This is a genomic window from Streptomyces sp. NBC_01707, from assembly GCF_041438805.1.
Taxonomy (GTDB): domain Bacteria; phylum Actinomycetota; class Actinomycetes; order Streptomycetales; family Streptomycetaceae; genus Streptomyces.
On record NZ_CP109190.1, the window covers coordinates 1,951,404 to 1,971,848 of the forward strand.

General features: G+C 70.7%; 16 protein-coding genes. 11 read left to right on the forward strand and 5 right to left on the reverse strand.

What is annotated here, in order from left to right:
- Nucleotides 1-94: 94 nt before the first annotated feature.
- Nucleotides 95-640, forward strand: coding sequence for a DUF309 domain-containing protein (locus OG963_RS08955; RefSeq protein WP_093770014.1), 546 nt, complete (start codon nt 95-97; stop codon nt 638-640).
- Between the two features lie 98 nt (nt 641-738).
- Entirely contained in the window at nt 739-1,167 is a 429-nt protein-coding gene (locus OG963_RS08960; protein WP_176901990.1) for a hypothetical protein, read from the forward strand.
- Between the two features lie 15 nt (nt 1,168-1,182).
- Here OG963_RS08960 and OG963_RS08965 read toward each other — a convergent pair whose 3' ends face one another.
- The 3 genes from OG963_RS08965 to OG963_RS08975 are packed head-to-tail and all read right to left on the reverse strand — an operon-like array spanning nt 1,183 to nt 5,316.
- Nucleotides 1,183-2,415 (reverse strand): FAD-dependent oxidoreductase, encoded by a 1,233-nt coding sequence (locus OG963_RS08965; protein ID WP_093929252.1) that lies wholly within the window; start codon nt 2,413-2,415, stop codon nt 1,183-1,185.
- On the reverse strand, nt 2,412-3,845 hold the full coding sequence (locus tag OG963_RS08970; RefSeq protein WP_093770012.1) for an FAD-dependent oxidoreductase: 1,434 nt from the start codon (nt 3,843-3,845) through the stop codon (nt 2,412-2,414). Before OG963_RS08970 ends, OG963_RS08965 begins: the two co-directional genes overlap by 4 nt.
- 37 nt (nt 3,846-3,882) lie before the next feature.
- Nucleotides 3,883-5,316 (reverse strand): FGGY family carbohydrate kinase, encoded by a 1,434-nt coding sequence (locus tag OG963_RS08975; RefSeq protein WP_093770011.1) that lies wholly within the window; start codon nt 5,314-5,316, stop codon nt 3,883-3,885.
- A 438-nt stretch (nt 5,317-5,754) separates the two neighbouring features.
- Between OG963_RS08975 and OG963_RS08980 the strand changes: the two genes are divergently transcribed.
- Nucleotides 5,755-6,762, forward strand: coding sequence for a hypothetical protein (locus tag OG963_RS08980; protein ID WP_093770010.1), 1,008 nt, complete (start codon nt 5,755-5,757; stop codon nt 6,760-6,762).
- 65 nt (nt 6,763-6,827) lie between these two features.
- Entirely contained in the window at nt 6,828-8,357 is a 1,530-nt protein-coding gene (locus OG963_RS08985) for an amino acid permease (RefSeq protein WP_093770009.1), read from the forward strand.
- Between the two features lie 87 nt (nt 8,358-8,444).
- On the opposite strand, the gene OG963_RS08990 is transcribed toward OG963_RS08985, so the two are convergent.
- Entirely contained in the window at nt 8,445-9,212 is a 768-nt protein-coding gene (locus OG963_RS08990; protein ID WP_093929255.1) for a sulfite exporter TauE/SafE family protein, read from the reverse strand.
- Between the two features lie 366 nt (nt 9,213-9,578).
- Here OG963_RS08990 and OG963_RS08995 point away from each other — a divergent pair, with 366 nt between their 5' ends.
- On the forward strand, nt 9,579-12,443 hold the full coding sequence (locus tag OG963_RS08995) for an alpha-L-fucosidase (protein ID WP_371798734.1): 2,865 nt from the start codon (nt 9,579-9,581) through the stop codon (nt 12,441-12,443).
- Nucleotides 12,444-12,614: 171 nt separating this feature from the next.
- Here OG963_RS08995 and OG963_RS09000 read toward each other — a convergent pair whose 3' ends face one another.
- Entirely contained in the window at nt 12,615-12,851 is a 237-nt protein-coding gene (locus tag OG963_RS09000; RefSeq protein WP_371798735.1) for a hypothetical protein, read from the reverse strand.
- Between the two features lie 39 nt (nt 12,852-12,890).
- Here OG963_RS09000 and OG963_RS09005 point away from each other — a divergent pair, with 39 nt between their 5' ends.
- The 6 genes from OG963_RS09005 to OG963_RS09030 all read left to right on the forward strand — a co-directional run bounded on the left by OG963_RS09005 (nt 12,891) and on the right by OG963_RS09030 (nt 20,396).
- Complete coding sequence (locus tag OG963_RS09005) at nt 12,891-14,060, forward strand: substrate-binding domain-containing protein (RefSeq protein ID WP_093770007.1); 1,170 nt, start codon at nt 12,891-12,893, stop codon at nt 14,058-14,060.
- A 101-nt stretch (nt 14,061-14,161) separates the two neighbouring features.
- Nucleotides 14,162-15,529, forward strand: a complete 1,368-nt coding sequence (locus OG963_RS09010; protein ID WP_093929256.1) for an ABC transporter substrate-binding protein — start codon at nt 14,162-14,164, stop codon at nt 15,527-15,529.
- A 51-nt stretch (nt 15,530-15,580) separates the two neighbouring features.
- Nucleotides 15,581-16,573 (forward strand): carbohydrate ABC transporter permease, encoded by a 993-nt coding sequence (locus tag OG963_RS09015; protein WP_371798736.1) that lies wholly within the window; start codon nt 15,581-15,583, stop codon nt 16,571-16,573.
- Nucleotides 16,570-17,445, forward strand: coding sequence for a carbohydrate ABC transporter permease (locus OG963_RS09020; protein ID WP_093770004.1), 876 nt, complete (start codon nt 16,570-16,572; stop codon nt 17,443-17,445). The genes OG963_RS09015 and OG963_RS09020 overlap by 4 nt, the downstream gene beginning before the upstream one ends.
- 36 nt (nt 17,446-17,481) lie before the next feature.
- On the forward strand, nt 17,482-18,513 hold the full coding sequence (locus tag OG963_RS09025) for a hydroxyacid dehydrogenase (protein ID WP_093770003.1): 1,032 nt from the start codon (nt 17,482-17,484) through the stop codon (nt 18,511-18,513).
- Nucleotides 18,510-20,396, forward strand: a complete 1,887-nt coding sequence (locus OG963_RS09030; RefSeq protein ID WP_371798737.1) for a DUF2264 domain-containing protein — start codon at nt 18,510-18,512, stop codon at nt 20,394-20,396. Before OG963_RS09025 ends, OG963_RS09030 begins: the two co-directional genes overlap by 4 nt.
- The last annotated feature ends 49 nt before the right edge of the window (nt 20,397-20,445 follow it).

Consider the following 20,445-nt stretch of genomic DNA (forward strand, 5'->3'; position numbering starts at 1 on the left):
TAGTGGTACGGATGACTCCCGACACTAGTCGTGCGCGGGGGCCCACCGACAGTGGTTCGGACAGTTCGTCGCAGGTGCGGGGCACAATCGAAGGGTGGACGAGACTCACAGGGACCGCGACGCCGAGGGCCGGGCGCGCAACGCACGCCCCCGGGACGGGCTGGGGCGCCCGCTGCCGTACGGGACGCCGGGAGTGGAGCGGCAGCCGGAGGGAGTGATCCGCTCCCCCGACGAGACGCTGCGGGAGGCGCAGCGGCTGCTGGACGCCGGGATGCCGTTCCATGCGCACGAGGTGTTCGAGGATGCGTGGAAGTCGGGTCCCGAGGAGGAGCGGGAGTTGTGGCGCGGGTTGGCACAACTGGCGGTGGGGCTGACGCATACGGCCCGCGGCAACACGACGGGCGGGGCGCGCCTGTTGCGACGGGGTGCGTCGGCGCTCGAGGAGTGTGCGCGGTCCGGCGGGTTCGTGGAACCCGGGGAGTTCGGGGACGCGGTGCCCTACGGGATCGGGGTCGGTGGACTGATCGACTGGGCGCAGGAGCTGGCCGGGCGGGTGGAGACCGCGGACGGGCCGGCGGCGGGCGCGCAGCCGGTGGATGCGGCCGAGGAGGCGCCGTGTCTGCGGCCGGAGCGCCGGTAGACCGCTGAGGCGGACATCCGGTCGACCGCGATCGTTTTCGGGCTGCCCTCGCCCGGACGGGCGAACACGGCGCCGCGAAGCCATTACCATCCCGCGTCATGAGCACTTCTGACCAGGACCAGTCCGTGGACACTCCGATACCCGCCCCCGACGCCGGTACAACGGCCGAGGTCCGAGCCGAGGTCGAGGCCGAGGCTGACGCCGCGGATGAGGCCAAGGCTGAGGCCGACGTCGAGGGCGCGGATGAGGCAGAAGGTGAGGCCGAGGACCGCAGACTGACCCCGCGCCAGGCGAGACGGCTGCGGATCGCCCTCTCGTCGGTCGGCATGGTGGCGATGGCGGTCGTGCTCGGGCTGAGGATCGCGAGCCGGTCGTCCGTTCTGGTGGTCGGAGTGTACGGGCTCGCGCTGATCCTGTGCGGGATCGTGATCGAGCTCAGCCGCAACGGCCGGACACGACTGGGCAGTTGGCTGCTGGCTGTCGGCCTGGTGGCGGCGATCGGTTCGGACTGGCTACTGATCCCCTGACACCGCACCGAGGACTCAGTGCACCGTGATCCGCACGGTTCCGCCGTGCGGGTCCACCCGGTCGAGCCAGTCCCCCCGCAGCCTGAACGACCGGGTCGGTACGGCGGGCAGCAGCAGCCGCTCCCGGTGGAGGACGTGCCCGTCCTGGCCCACGACGAGAACCGGGCGGAGCAGCCGCCGGCCGGTGCGCAGGGTGAACCGGTCGCGGAGCGGGCGGCTGCCGTCAGGGGCGACGAGGTTCGGCGCGATCCATTCCAGCGGGGCGTCGACGGCGAGCGCCGGACGGCCGGTCGGCCAGGGATCCGCTGCCAGGTGACGCAGTACGGGAGCGGCGACGGCCCGGCCCTCGGCGGCCGCCGTCCCCGCGCTCTCCACCGCGTGCAGCAGATTGCCGACGGCGAAGACACCGGTCGCCCGGGTGCGGTACGAGGCGTCGTACGCGGGACCACGGGTGCCGGGGTCCAGGGTCGCCCCGCCGCGCCGGGCCAGCTCGTGTTCGGGGATCCAGTCCCCGGTGAAGACGACGGTGTCGCAGGGCAGGGTCGTGGTCCGGCCGTCGCGGTGGCGCAGTGAGACCCCGGTGAGTCGCTCCCGGCCGGTCAGTCCGGTGACGGTGGCGTCGGTGAGGAGCGGTGTGCGGTGCCGCGCGCCCACCGGGGCGGCGGGCAGCGGGGACGATGGCTGGTCGGTGACCAGGGCGACCACGTCGAGGCCGGCCACCCTCAGCGTGTCCGCCGCCGCGTGGCTGACGGGTTCGTTGCCGATGACGACCGCTCGCGTACCGACCCGCTGCCGGAAGAGGTGCACCGCCTGCTGGAGTTCACCGGTGGTGTAGACGCCGGGCGGACGGGTGCCTGGGACGAGCCGGGCGCTGCGCGGGCGTTCGCGCGCGCCGGTGGCGAGGACGACGGCGCGCGCGGTGATGCGTTCGAGTCCGGTGGGTCCGGTGATGTCGAGGGTGCGGGGGCCGGCCCAGCCGGTGACGGTGACGGAGGTACGGAGGATGGCGCCGGCCCGGACGGCCGCGTCCACGCACTGCCGTGCGTACACGGGCCCGATGGCCCCTCCCCTGCGGCCGGCACCGAACCCACCGTGGAAGCAGTGGCGCGGGATGCCGCCCGCGGCCTGTTCGCGTTCCAGGATCTCGACGTGGCCCGCGCCGGACGCGGCGAGTTCGGCCCCGGCGCCGAGACCGGCCGGTCCCGCCCCGACGACCAGGACGTCGACGGTCCGCTCGCGCCGGGTCATGGCCGGGCCTCCTCGATCAGGGCACGGACCGCGGCCCCGCAGTAGAACCCCTGGCAGCGTCCGCCACCGGCCCGGGTCCGGCGCCGCAGCCCGTCCTTCGACCGCGCCGGGATCGTACTGGTCAGCGCGTCCCGGATCTCGCCCGCGGAGACGCGTTCGCAGTGGCAGACGAGAGTGCCGTAGGCCGGGTCGGCGGCGATCAGCTCCGCGCGCAGGTACGGGCGGGGGAAGGCCTCACCGAGCTGGGGCATGGTCAGCGGCGGCAGTTCGGTCGGCGCACCGAGCTCGAGGCCGGTGCCGGCGAGCAGTTCGGTGACGTACGCGGCGATGGCCATCGAGGCGGTGAGGCCGGTGGATCGGATACCGCCGACGGCGACGTACCGCTGGTCGGGGTAGGCCCGGATGCGGTAGTCCTCGTGACCGGTGGCGGCGCGCAGTCCTGCGTAGACGGCCGTGACTTCCTCGTCGAGCAGCCCGGGCAGGATCCGGCGGCCCCTCTCGCGCAGGAGCGCGAGTCCGTCGGCGCTGGATCCGGTGGCGGTCTTGTCGTCGAGCTCCTCGGCGGTCGGGCCGAGCAGGACGTTGCCGAAGACGGTCGGTGCCACCAGCACGCCCTTGCCGGCCTCGGTGGGTACCGGAAGCAGGATGTGGTCGACGAGATCGCGGGCGAGCTTGTCGAAGACGATGAGCTGGCCCCGGCGCGGAGTGACGGTGAAGGCGTCGTGGCCGAGTTGTCGGTCGAGTTCATCGGCGTACAGACCGGCGACATTGATCAGGTAGCGGGTGCGCAGCGGGCCGCGCGTGGTGGTGAGGGTGTGGACGTCCTGACCGCTGTCGATGTGCCCGACCCGGCAGTTGAGGTGGAGATGGACTCCTGCGCGCACGGCCTGGGTGGCGTACGCGAGGGGCGTCGTCCAGGGGCAGATGATGCTCTCGTCGGGGATCTCCAGCGCGCCGAGCGCTCCCGGGCCCAGACGGGGTTCGCGGGCACGCAGTTCGCCGGCGTCGATGATGCGTGCCGCGTGGTAGTCGTTGCGTTCCGCCTTGGCCGCCAGGGCGGGGAGCGCGGCGAGCTGTTCCTCGTCCCAGGCGACGAGGAGGGCGCCGACACGCTCGACCGGGATGCCGGTCGCGGCGGCGTACGCGGCGAGTCGGCGTCGCCCGTCGCTCACGAGGCGGGCCTCCAGCGAGCCGGGCACGGCGTCGAAACCGGTGTGCAGGATGGCGGTGTTGGCCTTCGACGTGCCGTTGCCGATGTCGTCGGATCCGTCGATGAGGGCGGTACGGAGCCGGTAACGGGCCAGTTCGCGGGCGACGGCGGTGCCGACGACTCCTGCGCCGATGACGGTGACGTCGTACGTCGTCGCATCCGCGCCGCCGTCACGCAGGCTGTGCGCCAGGGCCCCGGTGGCGGTGATCGTCGGTGTCATGTCGTCTCTCCCGGGCCGCGCCGGTCGCGCACGCCCGTCATGCCCGGTCCAGCAGGGTCTCCACCGCCGCGCGGAACCGGGCGAGGCGTTCGGCGGCCTCGTCCGCGCCGATCCGCGGTTCGTACACGGCGGCCGGTTCCCATGCGGGTACCGCCTGGTGGAGCGGCAACCGCGGGTCGAGGCCCAGGCGCGCGACGGCCCCGACGCCGAGCGCGGTGACGTCCGGCAGTGCGGACACCTCGACCGGCCGCTGCAGCAGGTCGGCCTGGGTCTGCATGAGGAGCGCGGAGCGGGTCAGGCCGCCGTCGACGCGGAGCGAGGTCAGGGGTTCGCCGAGGTCGGTGGCAACGGCATCGGCCAGCTCGACGACCTGCGCGGCGATGCCGTCGCACAGGGCCCGCACAAGGTGCCCTGCGGTGGTGTCCAGGCCGAGGCCGGTGACCGAGCCGCGCAGATCGCTGCGCCACCAGGGTGCGGCAAGTCCGGCGAGCGCCGGCACGAACGTGACCGTGCCGGCATCGGGGACGGTGGAGCCGACCGGGTCGAGGTCGGCGGCGCCCGAGATCACTCCGAGGTCGGTGAGCCACCGGACAGCTGACGCGGCGGTGTACACCTGTCCGTCGAGGCAGTAGCTGGTACGCCCGCCGAGCTGCCAGGCGACACAGCTGACCAGCCCGGTGGTGCCGCGACGTGGCGTGGGCCCGGTCTGGGCGAGGAGGAAGGCGCCGGTGCCGTAGGTGCATTTGGCGGTGCCCGGCTCCAGGGCGCCCTGGGCCAGGAGGGCGGCCTGCTGGTCGACGAGCAGTCCGGTCAGCGGGAGTTCACCGCCGAAGACGCGTGTCGCACCGACGGGCCCGGCGGCGTCGACGACGGACGGGAGTCGTTCACCGGAGAGGCCGAAGATGTCCAGGGCGGCCGGTGACCAGCCGACCCGGTCGAGGTCGAGCAGCTGGGTCCGTCCGGCGGTCGCCGCGTCCGTGACGAACGCCCCGGTCAGCCGGTGGACGAGCCAGGCGTCGCTGGTGGTGACCACACCGTCGCGGGTCAGCTCGCGCCGGATCCAGGCCATCTTCGGTGCGGCGAAGTACGGATCGAGCGGCAGCCCAGTGAGTTGTTTCAACTCCTGTTCATGCCCGGCGAGTTCGGCGCACAGCGAGGCCGAACGCCGGTCCTGCCAGACGATGGCGTCGGTGAGCGGCCGCCCGGTCGCGGGATCCCAGGCGAGGACGGTCTCCCCCTGGTTCGCGAGTCCGACGGCGGCCACCGGCTCACCGGCTTCGCGCACCGCCTGCTGTCCGGCATCGACGACCGAGGCGAGCAGCTCGGCGGGGTCGGCCTCGACCACTCCCCCGGCGCCGTACCTCGGTCGCACCGGGGCCGAACCGGAGCCGATAACTCCGCGCTCCGGGCAGACCACCAGCGCCTTGGTGCCGGAGGTGCCCTGGTCCACGGCGAGTACCGGGCCTGTCATCGACACTCCAGCTGTGCGGAAGCTCTTCGGCTTGTACGGAATCGTGATCACTGGTCGCTGACGCACAGAGTGGTGCAGACCACCGCGTACGTCAAGCGCCGTCCGCACCTCGGCGGAGCGACCGGATGGTGGTCAACTCGCCGTTTATTCGGAGGACTTGAGTAAGATCCGCGAATCGTCGAGGCGGTCGGCACCAGGCGTTCTACACTCACCGCCGAGCAACAACCGGACACTCCGGAGCAGTTCGTCCTCCAACAGCTGTTACACCCCCCACGCGCTTGAGGATTGATGGGACCGACACGCCTTCCCGTGCACCGACATCACGGTCACCGGGTCTTTCGCTTCCGCATGGTCGTACCGCCTCCGGGCGGCGAGACGTGCTGAGAACACCTCCGATCCGCGCCGTCCGGCCCTGTCGCACGGGAGCGGGGCGAGCCCATGGCCAGCGGTGAATTCCGGCCGGTCTATCACCCTGCCGGACATGACAACGAGTTACGTTCCGCGTTACAGGACCTGCGTACCGGCCGCTGGGTCTCCATGCGCAATCTGCTGGAGAGCACCCCGGACTGGACGCTGTGGACCCAGCGCACCCAGGTGCTCGGAGCGGTCGCCGCGGGATCCGACGCGGTACAGGCCTGGCGGGCCGAGGAGCCCGGGAGCGTCGCGGCTGTCGTGATGCACGCACGCGTCGTCGTCGAGCGGACGGTGCGCGCCCATCGCGAAGGCCATCACCGGGCGCAGGAACTGTGGCAGGAAGCCTGGGAGGCCTGCAGGGCCGCCGCCCACGCCACCCCGACCGATCCGGTGCCCTGGGTATGCCTGCTGGCCCTGTCCCAGCTGGACGACGAGCAGCGACTGAAGGAGCACCGGCTGCTTCCGCCGGGGCCGATGCTCTTTCCCGGCCCGTGGGGCCTGCTGGCGGAGGCCGATCGCCGCGATCCGGGCAACCGCGAGGCCTACCACCGGATGCTCCAGTTCGTATACGTGCGCAGGGCCGGCAGCACCCTCTCGGAGGCCGTCAACTTCGCACAGTGGGCGACCTCTTCGGCACCCGACGGCTCCGCGCTCCATGTCCTGCCGCTGTACGTGCGGGTCGAGCGCTACCGCCGCGAGCACGGGCAGGAGAAGGCGCTGGATCTTCACTGGGTCACCGAGGACGCCGAACGGGATGCCGAGCGGGCGCTGCGCCTGTGGTTCCACCGCACGGATCCGGCCGGACAGTCCCTGCTCGACGTCAATCATCTCGCCCACGCACTGTGGGGCTCCCTGCGGTTCACCGAAGCGGCCCCCGTCTTCCGGGCGCTCGGGCCGTACTTCACCACGCTGCCCTGGTCGCACCGCACCCGCACTCCCCGTGACTCCTCGGCCGCCGAGGACGTGTTCCTGCGTGCCCGGAGCCGCTGTCTCGCCGCATCACGCGACCCGGGGCGCGGACCGCACGGCTGAGCCCGCCGAGCCGTCACCCCGCAGCAGACCTACCCGTCCCCATCCCACCCATGGAGGTTCCTGTCATGTCCATATCCACTTCGGCCCAGCCGGGCGCGGAGGCCGACCCCCAGAAGGACGAGGAGCAGCGGCTGCGCGAACTCGGCTACCAGCCGGTGCTGGCCCGCCGCATGGGCGGCTTCGGCAACTTCGCCATCAGCTTCTCCGTCATCTCGATCCTGTCCGGCTGCATGACCCTGTACGGCTTCGGCATGTCGACCGGCGGACCGGCGGTGATGCTGTGGGGCTGGGCCGGTGTCGGCCTGTTCGTGCTCTGCGTCGGCATGGCGCTCGCCGAGGTCACCAGCGCCTACCCGACGTCCGGCGCGCTGTACTACATGGCGGACCGGCTCGGTGGCCGCAAATGGGGCTGGTACACCGGCTGGTTGAACCTGCTCGGCCTGCTCGGCGCGATCGCGGGCATCGACTACGGCGCCGCACTGTTCACCGGCGCGCTGATGAACCTGCAGTGGGGCTTCGACCCGACACCCGGCCACACCATGATCATTTTTGTCTGCATCCTGCTGCTGCACGCCGTGCTGAACCTCTTCGGGGTCCGCCTCGTCAGCGTTCTCAACTCGATCAGCGTGTGGTGGCACCTGGCCGGCGTCGCCGTGATCGTCGCCGTGCTGGCGATCGTCCCCTCGCACCACCAGTCGCCGTCGTTCGTCTTCACCGAGTTCGTCAATGACACGGGATGGCAGAACCCGCTCTATGTGGCGGCGATCGGTCTGCTCCTCGCGCAGTACACCTTCTGTGGATACGACGCCTCCGCCCACCTGTCGGAGGAGACGTCGAACGCCTCGGTGACGGCGGCCCGCGGCATCGTCCGCTCGATCTGGGTCTCCTGGATCGCCGGGTTCGTGCTGCTCGCCGGTCTGACGTTCGCGATCCAGGACTACGCGGGCACCCAGGACACCGCCACCGGTGTCCCGCCCGCCCAGATCCTGATCGACGCGCTCGGTACCTCGGGCGCCACCGCCATGCTGCTGATCGTGATCGCGGCCCAGTTGTTCTGCGGCAACGCCGAGGTCGCCGCGGCCAGCCGGATGGTGTTCGCGTTCAGCCGGGACAACGCGCTGCCGGGTTCGACGCTGTGGCGCAAGGTGAGCGCCCGCACCCAGACACCCGTGAACGCGGTGTGGCTGTCGGTCGTCGTCGCCGGCCTGCTCGCACTTCCGTCCCTGTACTCCGCGACCGCGTACGGTGCGGTGACCGCGATCAATGTCATCGGCATCACGCCCGCCTATGCGATCCCGATCTTCCTGAAGCTGCGCGCGGGCGACCGCTTCCAGCGCGGCCCCTGGCACCTGGGCCGCTGGTCGAAGCCGATCGGCTGGATCGCCGTGGCGTGGGTGGCGATCGTGACCGTACTGTTCCTGCTTCCGCAGTCGTCGCCGGTGACCATCGACTCGATGAACTACGCCTCGATCGCACTGGTGGCGGTCCTGGTACTGGCCACCGTCTGGTGGTTCGTCGCGCGCGGTTCGTACGGCACACCGTCCGCGTACGGAAACGCCCGTGAGCAGGCGGAGATCGCGGCGGACATCGTCTGACGCGACGGCTGTCGGTGCCCCTTCGCGCGCCCTTCAGGCCCTCCTGGACCCTCCGGTCGGGAGGGCCTTGTCGTGCCGCGGGTGCGCTCAGCCCACGAGCAGCTGGAGGCCGCCGAGCACGGTCGCGCCGATCACCAGTCGTTCGAAGAGCTTCTGGTTGATCCGGTCCACGCACTTGCGGCCGACATAGGCGCCGGGAACGACGAACAGCAACATCGCGGCGTCCAGCAGCAGCGACCGGGCATCGATGAGGCCGAGGCCCACGCTGAACGGCACCTTGGAGGTGTTGACGATCAGGAAGAACCACGCCGACGTACCGAGGAAGCCGAGTTTCCGGAAACCGGCCGAGAGCAGATAGAGCGACATCACGGGGCCGCCCGCGTTGGCGACCATGGTGGTGAAACCGCCGAGCACTCCGTACGAACGGGCCTTGAGCCGAGCCGTCCGGGACGGGCCGCCGGACTCCTCAGGGGGTTCCCCGCCCTCGGCGCCGGATCGGCGCCGCCAGACGGTGACGCCTGCCATGAAGAGCAGAATCGCGCCGATCGACGTCCTCACCGCGTCGTCGTCGGCCCACATCATGAAGAGCGTGCCGGCCACCACGCCCACGGCGACGGCGGGAAACAGCCGCAGCAGCGTCGGCCAGTGCGCGTGCCTGCGGTAGGTGAGGACGGCGAGCACATCGCCCGCGATGAGGATCGGGAGCAGTACCCCGGTGGACTCGCGGGCCGGGAGCACGGCCGCGAAGACCGCGAGACTGATCGTATTGGCACCGCTGACGGCCGTCTTGGAGAAGCCTACGAGTGCGGATGCCGCGGCCAGTGCCGCCAGTTGCCAGAGTGTGAGGGTGTCCATGCCAGGAACAGATGGTAGCCGCATCCATTTTCGGGCCGCGATCGAGCCCTTTACTCAACGCCCGACTTTGCACCGACTCATCCGATGTGTTGTCACACAGTCCCCTCGCTCACCAGCACAATTGACCTTATCTACCGGGTAGTTGCACGTCAGAAGACTTGACCCCGGATAGGGACGTTGTAAGCATCGGATGTCTCAGTGGGCAGCCACCGTGGCTCCACCCACACCGGCCCCGGCGAGAGGGCGACGGCCATGGCATCCGTACCGCACAGCCGCACATCTCCAGCACTTCGATCAACGGGCAGACCACCCACCTCACCGGCGGGGCGCAGATGGACCCTGTTCTGTCTGTCCCTGGCCCTGGCCATGGCAGCGGCACTCCTCGGCGCACCCGCCGCCACAGCCGAGGTCCAGCATCCGCGCCAGCAGTGGATGCGCGAGTCCACGGCGGGTCTGTTCCTCCACTGGGGCATGTTCACCGCGCCTCGCCATGTCGACTGTGAAGCGTGGGAGCACGACGTCACCGCGGGCGGCTGGTCCGCCGACTACTGGATCGACGAGGCCCGCAAGCTCGGCGCCTCGTACATCGTCCTCGCCACCTTCCACAGCAGGCTGGGCTATGCGCGGCCGTGGCCCTCGAAGATCCCCGGCAGCTGCTCCACGGAGCGCGACTTCCTCGGCGAGCTCGTGAACGCGGGCAAGGCCAAGGGCATCAAGGTCGAGCTGTACATGACCGATGATCCGCAGTGGCACAACGAGGTGCCGGGGGTGCAGACGCTCGACTCGGACGCGTACTCCGCGTACAAGGGCGAGAAGGTCGACCTGACGACGCGCGAGGGCTTCGGCCGATTCAGCTACGACCAGTTCTTCGAGGTGATGGAGAACTACCCGGATCTGGCGGGGTTCTGGATCGACAACGACAACGAGTACTGGGAGAGCCATCACCTCTACGAGCAGATCCGGGCGAAGCGGCCGTCCTGGTTGTTGACCAACAACAACGAGGACACGCCGATCATGGACACGGTCAGTAATGAGCAGAAGACCGGCATGACTCCGGCGTACGACTATCCATCGGCCGCGTTCACGCCGATGCCGCGCATCTCCGAGGGTGACTACAAGCTGCCGACCAGCGGCGACTGGTGGTACGACGGCAAGGACCACCCGGTGGACTTCCGGCTGAGCACGGGCCGGTACATCACCAACGCGGGCTCGTCCATGAAGTCGCTGATGGCGGAGACGGCGATGGTGAACGGCAGGTTCCCGCCGAGCCAGCAGGAGTACAACGACTTCATGGCCGACTGGACCGCCCCCATCCGGTCCTCGCTGCAGGGTACCGAGGGCGGCGGCTACATGTACGGCGGGATGCAGCCCGGCTTCTGGAACGACGGCGCGCACGGTGTCGTCACCGTCCGGCCGGGGGCGCGGACTCAGTACGTGCATGTGCTGACCCGGCCCGGAACGGATCTGGTGCGTCTGCGGGACAACGGCTACCGGGCGACGAAGGTGACCGATGTACGCACCGGGAAGGCGATGGCGTTCAGCCAGTCCGGGGGCTACCTGACAATCCTCGGGATCGCCGACTGGGATCCGTACGACACGGTGTTCAAGGTCGACACGGACGGCCGGCAGCGGTCCTACTACCCGCAGAACTCCCTGCGGGCCACGGCCTCGTCCGCGGCCACCGGGCACCCGGCCGCCGATGTCGTCGACGGAAGTCACGAGAACTACTGGGACAGTGACGGGAAGCTCCCCGCGTCCGTGACGATCGACCTCGGCAGCCGCCGGAAGGCGACCTCGCTCGCCGTCAACCAGCGCGAATGGTCACCGACACACGCCCGGTCGACGTTCGGCAGGCCGGAGGACTCCGCGCGGATCAAGGACTACGCCGTCTCGACGAGCGACGACGGCAGGCTCTGGAAGACGGTCCGTAGCGGGGCTCTGCCGAGCGCCCGTGGGGTCCAGTTCATCGACATCGGTGAACGCACGGCCCGCTATCTGAAGCTCGACGTACGGAACACCTGGGCCGGTCCGCAGGCACCGGACTTCCTCGGCCGGCTCAGGATCGACGAGATCAAGGTGGCCCACGGGGCACCTGTGTCGGGCTCGGCGCAGGTGCCGCTGGAGGCCGAGTCACGGAGCAACGACCGGGAGGGCGGTGTACGGACGTCCGAGTGCGGGGCCTGCTCGGGTTCGTCCCGGCTCGTCGGGTTCGGCGGCGGAGCACGCAACTCCGTGACGTTCCGGGACGTGACGGCCGCCGAAGCCGGGAACTACCGGCTCCAGTTCGACCACACCGCCGGATCCGCGACCTCGTTGTCGGTACGGGTCAACGGCGCCGCGGCCGTCGATGTGGCGGTGCCCGCGGGCAACCCGGACGTGCCCGGGTCCACGGCTGTCCCGGTGCCGCTGGTCGCGGGCGCCAATACGGTCGAGGTGTTCAGCAGAGAGGCCCGGGGGCCTGGCCTCGACCGGATCGCCGTCGGACCGCTGCCGCCGGCGTCGTACGTGCCCAAGACGACGATGACGGTCGATCCGCACGGGCTGCAGTGGGTCGGCGCCGGGCAGCAGTCGGTCAAGGTGACGGCGAAGCTGCGGCTGGACGCCGACGACATTCTCGACGGTGTCCAGCTCGCCCCGAAGGTTCCCGCGGGCTGGTCGGTCGAGGGCGGTCCGGCTACGGCGTCGTCGATGCGGCTGGGCGAGACCCTCGAGGCGAGCTGGACGCTGACCTCGCCGCCCGGCGCGGATGTCGCGTCGACGACGGTGCCCGTCACCGCGGCCTTCCTGACTCTCGGCACACCGCACGAGGTGACGCAGAGCGTCGGCGTCCGGCCGCGCCCGGCTGACCGGGTGTTCATGCGCGAGGCCGAGGACTCGCGGAACACGCTCGGCACCGCCGGTCAGACCGGCTGCTCGCCCTGCTCCGGCGGCGAGAAGGTGCGAAACATCGGGGGCAGCGCGGCTGCCGATGTCCGGTTCCCTGATGTCACCGTGGACCGGGCCGGCACATACACCCTGTTCATCGACTACACGGTGAACGGGGATCGTTCGTTCCTGGTGAGTGTCAACGACGGAGCGCCGGTCGAAGCTGCGGTGAGCGGCATCGGGAACAGCACCCCGACGACGACCACCGTTCCGGTGACGCTCGCGGCGGGTGCCAACACGATCAGGATCTACAACGACGAGGAGTCCGCGCCCGACCTCGACCGGCTGTCGCTGGGGCAGCCGTAGGTCGTCGGTGGAGCCACCTCAGGGGCCGTTCCGCAGCGGCCCCTGAGGTGTGCCGGGCGTCCGCCGGGTCGGGTACCGATTCTCGTCCCACGGCACGAGGGGGCAGGCACTGGACCTGTTCCCGCCGCCCGCCCCCCTTTGATCTCGCGCGTCCCGCGGATATCAGGCGGTTCAGCGCGTCGGACATTTCCCGATCGTCTGCCGTTCGCGGTTCCTGGCCTCTTCTTCGCGGACCACGACCTTATGGAGTTCCATGCGCCATTGAGCTCCATGCGCCCTGCCTTCCACATCGATCGCAAGTTGGTCACGACGAGATTCGGCCGTGGAGGCCACGAAGGCCTCGGACGCCATGGACGGCGCGAAGGTGATCGCTATGCTGCGACGCAAGCGCTCGCGGGAAGCGTTCAAACGAACAATGCGCGGTGGTACGGCGAGGGGGCCAACAGCATGCGGGAGCCGGTTGAACTCAGGCGTCAGCGAATCCTGTCGGTGGTGCAGTCGCGGGGTGCCGTCAAGGTCAGCGTGCTCGCCGCCGAGTTGGATGTCTCGGTGGTGACGATCCGGCGGGACGTGGAGGAGCTGACCCGGGTGGGCAGGCTGCGGCGCGGGCACGGGGTGGCCCGTCCGGTGGTCGACGCGCCGGAACCCACCACGGTTCCGGCGGCGCGGACCGAGGAGCCGGCCGGGGACGGCGCCGCGGTCGCCCTCGTCGTACCGGAGCGGCATTCGTACCTGTACGAGACGCTGCACGGCGCCCGGAGCGTGCTGGAGGAGTCCGGGATGCGGATCGCCCTGCACATCGCGCCTCAGTCCGCGGGCGCCGAACGGCCGCTGGTGGAGCGGGCGCTGGCGGACGGGGCCCGCGGCCTGCTGATCGCCCCGCGGTGGCGCAACGCGCGCTCGGAGGAGCTGGACTACGGCTGGCTGGCGGAGGTGGGGGTGCCGACCGTGCTGATGGAGCGGCGGCCCCGGCCGGGCAGCGCGCTGCACGCCCTGGACTCCGTCTGCTCCGACCACTGGTACGGGACGCATCTGGCCGTGGACCATCTGGTGTCGCTGGGCCACCGCCGTATCGTCCTCGCGGCCCGCGACGACAGTCCGACGGCGCGCACCATCCGGACGGCGTTCGCCGAGATCGCGGCGGCCCGTCCGGAGGTGGAGGACTGGTCGATCGTGCTCAGTTCGCCCGCGGCGGTACCCGGTCCCGGTCCGCAGCCGCCCGGCGCACCGGCCGAAGCCACGCCCGATGCCGATCCCGACTGCGACGCCACGGCGGTCGACCTTGCGGCGCTGCTGCGCGAACGGGGCGCCACGGCGGCCGTGCTGCACGGCGACGTGGACGCGCTGATGCTGGTGCAGCGACTGACGGAGGGCGGCGTCCAGGTGCCGCGGGACTGCTCGGTGGTGGCGTACGACGATGTGGTCGCCGCTCTGGGCAGTACGCCGCTGACCGCGGTGGCCCCACCGAAGGCGGAGATCGGGCGGGCGGCGGCCGAGTTGCTGCTGTACCGGCTGGCCGGGACCGCCGGCGCCACCGGTCCGGTGCGCCGGACGGAGTTGCTGCCCACGCTGAAGATCCGCGGTTCCGCACAGCCGGTTCCCACCCCCGAAGACTGATCGTTTGACCGCTTTAATTTTCTTCTGAGCGATCTATTGACCCGTACCGATCAGCCGATCAGGATTCCCGTGTCTCGAATCAGGAGCCGCGGGAGGCACCCATGCCTGGTCGACAGAGCCGTCGATCCGTGCTCGCCTCGATCGCCGCCCTGCCGCTGACGGGCGCGCTCAGCGCCTGCAGCAGCAGTGACGACGCATCGAAGTCGGGCAGCACGAGCAGGACCAGCACCATCAGCAGCAAGGGCGCGAAGCGCGCCACGCACATCACCTTCTGGTCGGCCCTGCGCGGCAGCCAGGAGGTCGTGGACGCGTTCAACCGCACCCACGACCGCGTCCAGGTCGACTTCCAGCAGATCCCCACGGGAGGCCAGGGCGGTTACGCCAAGCTCAGCAACGCGTCCCGGGCGGGCAACGCACCGGATGTCGCGACCATCGAGTACCCCCAGGTCCCCGGCTTCGCCATCGATGGAGTGGCACGCGAGCTCACCGATCTGATCGGCGACGGACTGCGCGGCAAACTGCTGCCGCAGGCGCTGGGACTGACCACTTTCGAGCAGCGCGTCTTCAGTGTGCCGCTGGACGTCGAGCCGATGCTGATGCACTACCGCACCGACCTGTTCCAGCAGTTCGGTCTCGAAGTGCCGCGCACCTGGGACGAGTTCGAGGAAGTGGCCCGGACCGTCCGCCGCAAGGCCCCGGACCGGCGTCTGGCGACCTTCGCCACCGACGGTGCCATGCAGTTCGCGGCGCTCGCCTGGCAGGCCGGCGCCCAGTGGTTCGACACCTCGGACGGTGCCTGGAACGTGTCGCTTGCCGACGAGCCGACCCGCCGCGTCGCGTCGTACTGGCAACGGCTGATCGACCAGGACCTGGTCTTCATGAACGCCGTGGACAGCCGGCAGAGTGACGCCCAGATCAGCAACGGCCAGATCCTCGTCCGGCTCAGCGGCGCCTGGGACGCCGGAGCGCAGATGAACGCCCGGCCCGCGCAGAAGGGCCAGTGGGCCGTGGCCCCGCTCCCCCAGTGGGATCCGGCGAAGCCGGCCGTCGGCACCCACGGCGGCTCCACCTTCGCGGTCACCAAGGACAGCCGGCACCCGGAGGCCGCCCTGGAGTTCATCGAGTGGCAGGTGTCGCACCCGGACGCTCTGCGCGCTCGGCTCTCCAGTGGCAGCAGCAGCCAGTATCCGGCCGCCCCCGGTCTCGTCGCCGTCGGCCGCAAGGCCTTCGACCGGAGCTACTACAGCGGCCAGGACATCTACACGGTCTTCGAGGAGGAGGCGCACAAGATCCGGCACGGCTGGCTCTGGGGACCGCGGATGACCGCCACCGGAAAGGTGATGCAGGACGGCTTCGCACGGGCGGGCGGTGGCCAGGGTTCGTTGATCGACTCGGTGCGCGCCGCTCAGCAGGGCACCATGCCGGACCTCAAGGCACTGGGCCTCGCCACCACCGAGCACAGCACCTGACCCCGTTCGCCACTTCCCACGTTCCCAGCAGCAGAGAGGCAGGTGACACTCATGACCGCCCCCGCTCCCACCCCCTCGATCACCCCCGCGCACCCGGCGAACGCCCGGTCGGCCGCGGCGCCCGCGCGCTCCGCCCGCAGGTCGGCCCGGCGCCGTGAACTCGGTGCCTGCGGCGCCCTGATGACACCGTTCTTCGTACTCCTCGTGACGGTCTTCCTGATCCCCGTCGGAACGGCCGTCTGGCTCAGCTTCTTCAGCGACGACCAGCCGGGGCTCGGCTTCGGCCCGGAGCGCACGGTCTTCGTCGGACTGCGCAGCTACACGGCCGTGCTCACCGACCCGACGTTCCTCGGTGGCCTGGCCACCGTCGTCCTCTACTGCGTCATCTACATCCCCGTGATGGTGATCGCCGCGCTCGCGCTGGCGCTGCTGCTGGACTCCGGGGTGGTACGGCTCCGCTCCTGGGCCCAGCTCGGTCTGTTCCTGCCGCACGCCGTGCCCGGCATCATCGCCGCCGTCATCTGGCTGTATCTGTACACGCCAGGGCTCAGCCCGGTGATCGACCTGCTCGGCAAGGCCGACATCACCGTCGACTTCCTCGGCGTGCACACCGTCCTGCCCTCGATCGTGAACATCGCCCTGTGGAGCAATCTCGGCTACAACATGGTGGTCTTCTACGCCGCCCTGCAGGCCGTGTCCCACGAGGTCATCGAGGCCTCGGTCGTCGACGGGGCCGGACCGGTTCGTACCGCGCTCCAGGTCAAGGCGCCACTGGTGCGTTCGTCCATCGTCATGGTGGCGATGTTCACCCTGATCTTCGCGCTCCAGCTGTTCACCGAGCCGATGCTGCTCAGCCAGTCCACCCCGATGATCAACTCACGTTTCTCGCCCAGCATGTACATCTACGACGCGGCGTTCACCCGTAACAACTACGGCCTGGCAGCGGCCGCCTCGGTCGTCCTGCTGATCTGCACGATCGCCCTCTCCTACGGCGTCACCCGCTGGACCAACCGCGCCGATGCCCCCGAGGAGGACGCCCGATGAGCGCGACGAGCCCCACCCGTGACTCCGCCACGCTGCGGCCCCGGCTGCTCGGCCGTTCCGTCGTCAATGTCGTGGTGGGCATCTCGGTGCTGTACACGCTGCTGCCGGTGCTGTGGCTGGTGCTCGCCGCGTCGAAGGACCGGGACGCCCTGTTCGGCAGCGACGTGCTGTCGCTGAACCACTTCGCCTTCGTACAGAACCTCAAGGACCTGTTCGCGATGGACGGCGGACTGTACGGGCGGTGGTACGGGAACAGCCTGCTGTACGCGGTGCTCGGCGCCGCGCTGGGCGCCCTCGTGAGCATCGCCTGCGGCTACGCCTTCGACAAGTACCGCTTCCCGCACAAGGAGAAGCTGTTCGGCCTGGTCCTCGCCGCCGTCATGGTGCCGCAGACGGTGCTGGCCCTGCCGCTGTATCTGATGGCGTCCGGCACCGGCCTGGTCAACACCTTCTGGTCGGTCTTCATCCCGGTGCTCTTCAATCCGTTCGGTGTGTATCTCGGCCGGATATTCAGTCAGGGGTACGTGCCGAACGAGGTGCTCGAAGCGGCGCGTGTGGACGGCGCCGGCGAGCTGACCACCTACTTCCGGGTCGCGCTGCGGATGCTCGGGCCCGGCCTGGTCACCGTCTTCCTCTTCCAGCTCACCGCCATCTGGAACAACTTCTTCCTGCCGATGGTGATGCTGTCCGACCAGGACCTGTATCCGGTCAGTCTGGGGCTCTACACCTGGAACAGTTCCGCAACCGTGTCCCCCGAGTACTACCCCGTTGTGATCATGGGCTCGCTGCTCGCCGTCCTCCCGTTGATCCTCGCCTTCGCACTGCTCCAGCGGTTCTGGAAGTCGGGGCTCACCGCGGGCGCCGTCAAGTAGCCGGGCCACCCGGACCACTTCCGTACCAGGAGCAAGATGTCCAGCACCACCCGCACCGCGGCCCGTCGGCCGCGCGCCGCCGTCGCCATGAAGCCGGATGCCGCGGCCGCCGTCCTCGCCCCCCGATCCCTGGCCGCACTCGCCGAGGTGTGCGCCCTCGCCCCGCTGCCCGTACTCGACGACTTCACCACCGACCGTGCCCGCGCCGCGCTCGCGGACGCCGAACTCCTGGTCACCGGCTGGGGCTGCCCGCCTCTCGACGAGAACGTGCTGGCGGCGGCTCCCCGGCTGCGCGCCGTCGTGCACACGGCGGGCTCCGTCCGCGGGCACATCACCGAGGCCTGCTGGGACCGGGGCATCGAAGTGTCGTCGGCCGCCGCCGCCAACGCGCTGCCGGTCGCGGAGTACACCGTCGCGATGATCCTGCTCTCCGGCAAGCGGGCCCTGGAGCGGGCCCGCGACTACCGGGCGGAGCGCCGTCGTGACGACTGGCTGCGCACCTCGCCCGAGGTCGGCAACTACGGCCGCACCGTGGGCATCCTGTCCGCCTCGTTGATCGGCCGCCGCGTCATCGAGCTGCTGCGCCCGTACGACCTGCGGGTACTGCTGCACGATCCCTACGTCTCCGCGGCGGACGCCGCCGAGCTGGGTGTCCGGCCGGTCGAACTCGCCGAGCTGTTCGCGCGGAGCGACGTGGTGAGCGTCCACACCCCGCTGCTGCCCGCCACCCGCGGGCTCGTCAGTCGTGAACTGCTCACCTCGATGCGCCCGGACGGTGTGCTCATCAACACCTCGCGAGGCGCCGTCGTCGACCAGGACGCGCTCACCGACGTACTCCGGCAGGACCGGATCCGCGCGATCCTCGACGTCACCGACCCCGACACGCTGCCGTCCGGGCACCCCCTGTGGGAGTGCGACAACGCCCTGATCACTCCGCATCTCGCGGGCTCGCAGGGCAACGAGTGGCAGCGGCTGGTCGACCTGGCGGTCCACGAGATCGGCCGCTGGGCCGCGGGCGACGGTTTCGCCCACCCCGTACGACGCGAAAGGCTGGCATTCCTCGCATGACCTCCCCCCTTGAACTTCCCACCGACGACCGCGACCTGAGCCCGCACACCGGCTACACCCGGGCGCACTGGGAGGCGGCGGCGGACGGCCTGCTGCGGGCCGCGTGGCAGTGGTCGACGCCCGGCCGCGCGCTACTGGACCTGCCGGGCCGGCCGTCCGGATCCGGGGTGCGCTCGGACGGCCTGGAGGGCTACGCCCGTACGTTCCTCGCGGCGGCCTTCCGGGTCGCCGGCGCGGACGGGAAGGACCCGCACGGCTGGCTCGACCGGTACGCGGACGGACTCGCCGCCGGAACCCGGACGCCCGGCCGGGACGATCCGGAGTCCTGGCCGCTGATCCTCGACCACCACGTCCAGGGCCAGCCCATGGTCGAGTCCGCCTCGGTCGCCATCGGGCTGCGGCTGACCCGTCCCTGGCTGTGGGAACGGCTCGATACGGGCGTCCAGGACCGGGCCGAGGAATGGCTGCGCGGTGCGCTGCGGCACACCCCCGCGCCCAACAACTGGTATCTGTTCCCCTACTCCGTGGCCGCGTTCCTGGAGTCGGTCGGCCGCGGCGACGCCGAGACGACCCGGGCCAAGGAGCGGGCACTCGACCTGCTGGAGGGCTGGTACCGAGGACAGGGCTGGTACACGGACGGCGACGGCGCCGCATTCGACCACTACAACGGCTGGGCGCTGCACCTGTACCCGGTGCTGGACGCGCATCTGTCGGGCGACCCCGAACTGTCCGCGCACTACGGCTCCCGGCTGCGCGAACACCTGGACAGCTTCTCGCTGCTGTTCGGCGCCGACGGCGCGCCGATCCACTTCGGCCGCTCGCTGACCTACCGCTTCGCGGCCGGTTCGGCCGTCGCACTGGGCGCCGTCACCGGGCACACCCCGCTCTCCCCCGGTGCCTCGCGGCGGGTGATCAGCGGATCTCTGCGCTACTTCCTGGACCGCGGTGCGACGGGCACGGACGGACTGCTGAGCCTGGGCTGGCACGGCCCGCACGAGGCGACGCTGCAGCACTACTCGGGCCCCGCGTCCCCGTACTGGGCATCCAAGGCGTTCGTCTCGCTGCTGGCCCCGGAGGGCCATCCGCTGTGGAGCACGACCGAGGAGCCCGCGCCCAGCGAAGGCCCCGACCGGGTGCTGGCGCTGCCCGCGCCCGGTCTGCTGATCCAGTCCACCCGGGCGGACGGCATCGTACGGCTGCACAACCACGGCAGTGACCATGTCCGGCCGCACGAGGGCGAGTCGGGCGTGCAGGACGACCCGCTGTACAGCCGCCAGTCGTACTCCACGGTGACCGGTCCCACGTCGAAGGTGAACGCGGCGGACAACCATCTGGCCGTCGTCGTCGCGGGAGTGCGCAGTGGCCGCCGCAGCGTCCGCCCGCTGGGCGCCGGGCACGGTGACGGCTGGGGCTGGGCCGCGTCCTGGCACCGCCCCGTCTTCACGTCGGGTGCGCCGATGGTGCCGGGGCTGCGGGTGGAGAGCGTCACGGTGGTCCGCGGGAGGTACGAACTGCGGGTGCACCGGGTGCTGGGCGCGCCGGCCGGGGCACGGGTGGAGCAGACGGGCTGGGCGACCGGCCCGGACGACGCCGTACGGTCCACGCTGCACGGACTGCACGGCTGGGAGACCTCGGAGGAGGTACGGGCCCCGCAGGGCACGGCGTACACCCGCTGGGCGGTGATGCCCCGGCTGGGCGCGGACGCCGAGGGGACGGTCCTGCTGGTGTCCCTCGCGTCCCTGACGGCGGAGCCTGACGCCACGGCGCTCGCGACGGCGGTGAGCGGCGTGAACGTGGACGGCGACACGGTCGAGGTCGGCTGGGCGGAGGACGGGGCGACGACCCGTATCGACTTCGAACCGCTGAAGGTCGAGCACCGCTGACCAGCGGTCCGCCGGTCGGCTCCATGGCCGGCCGGCGGACGACCCCGCC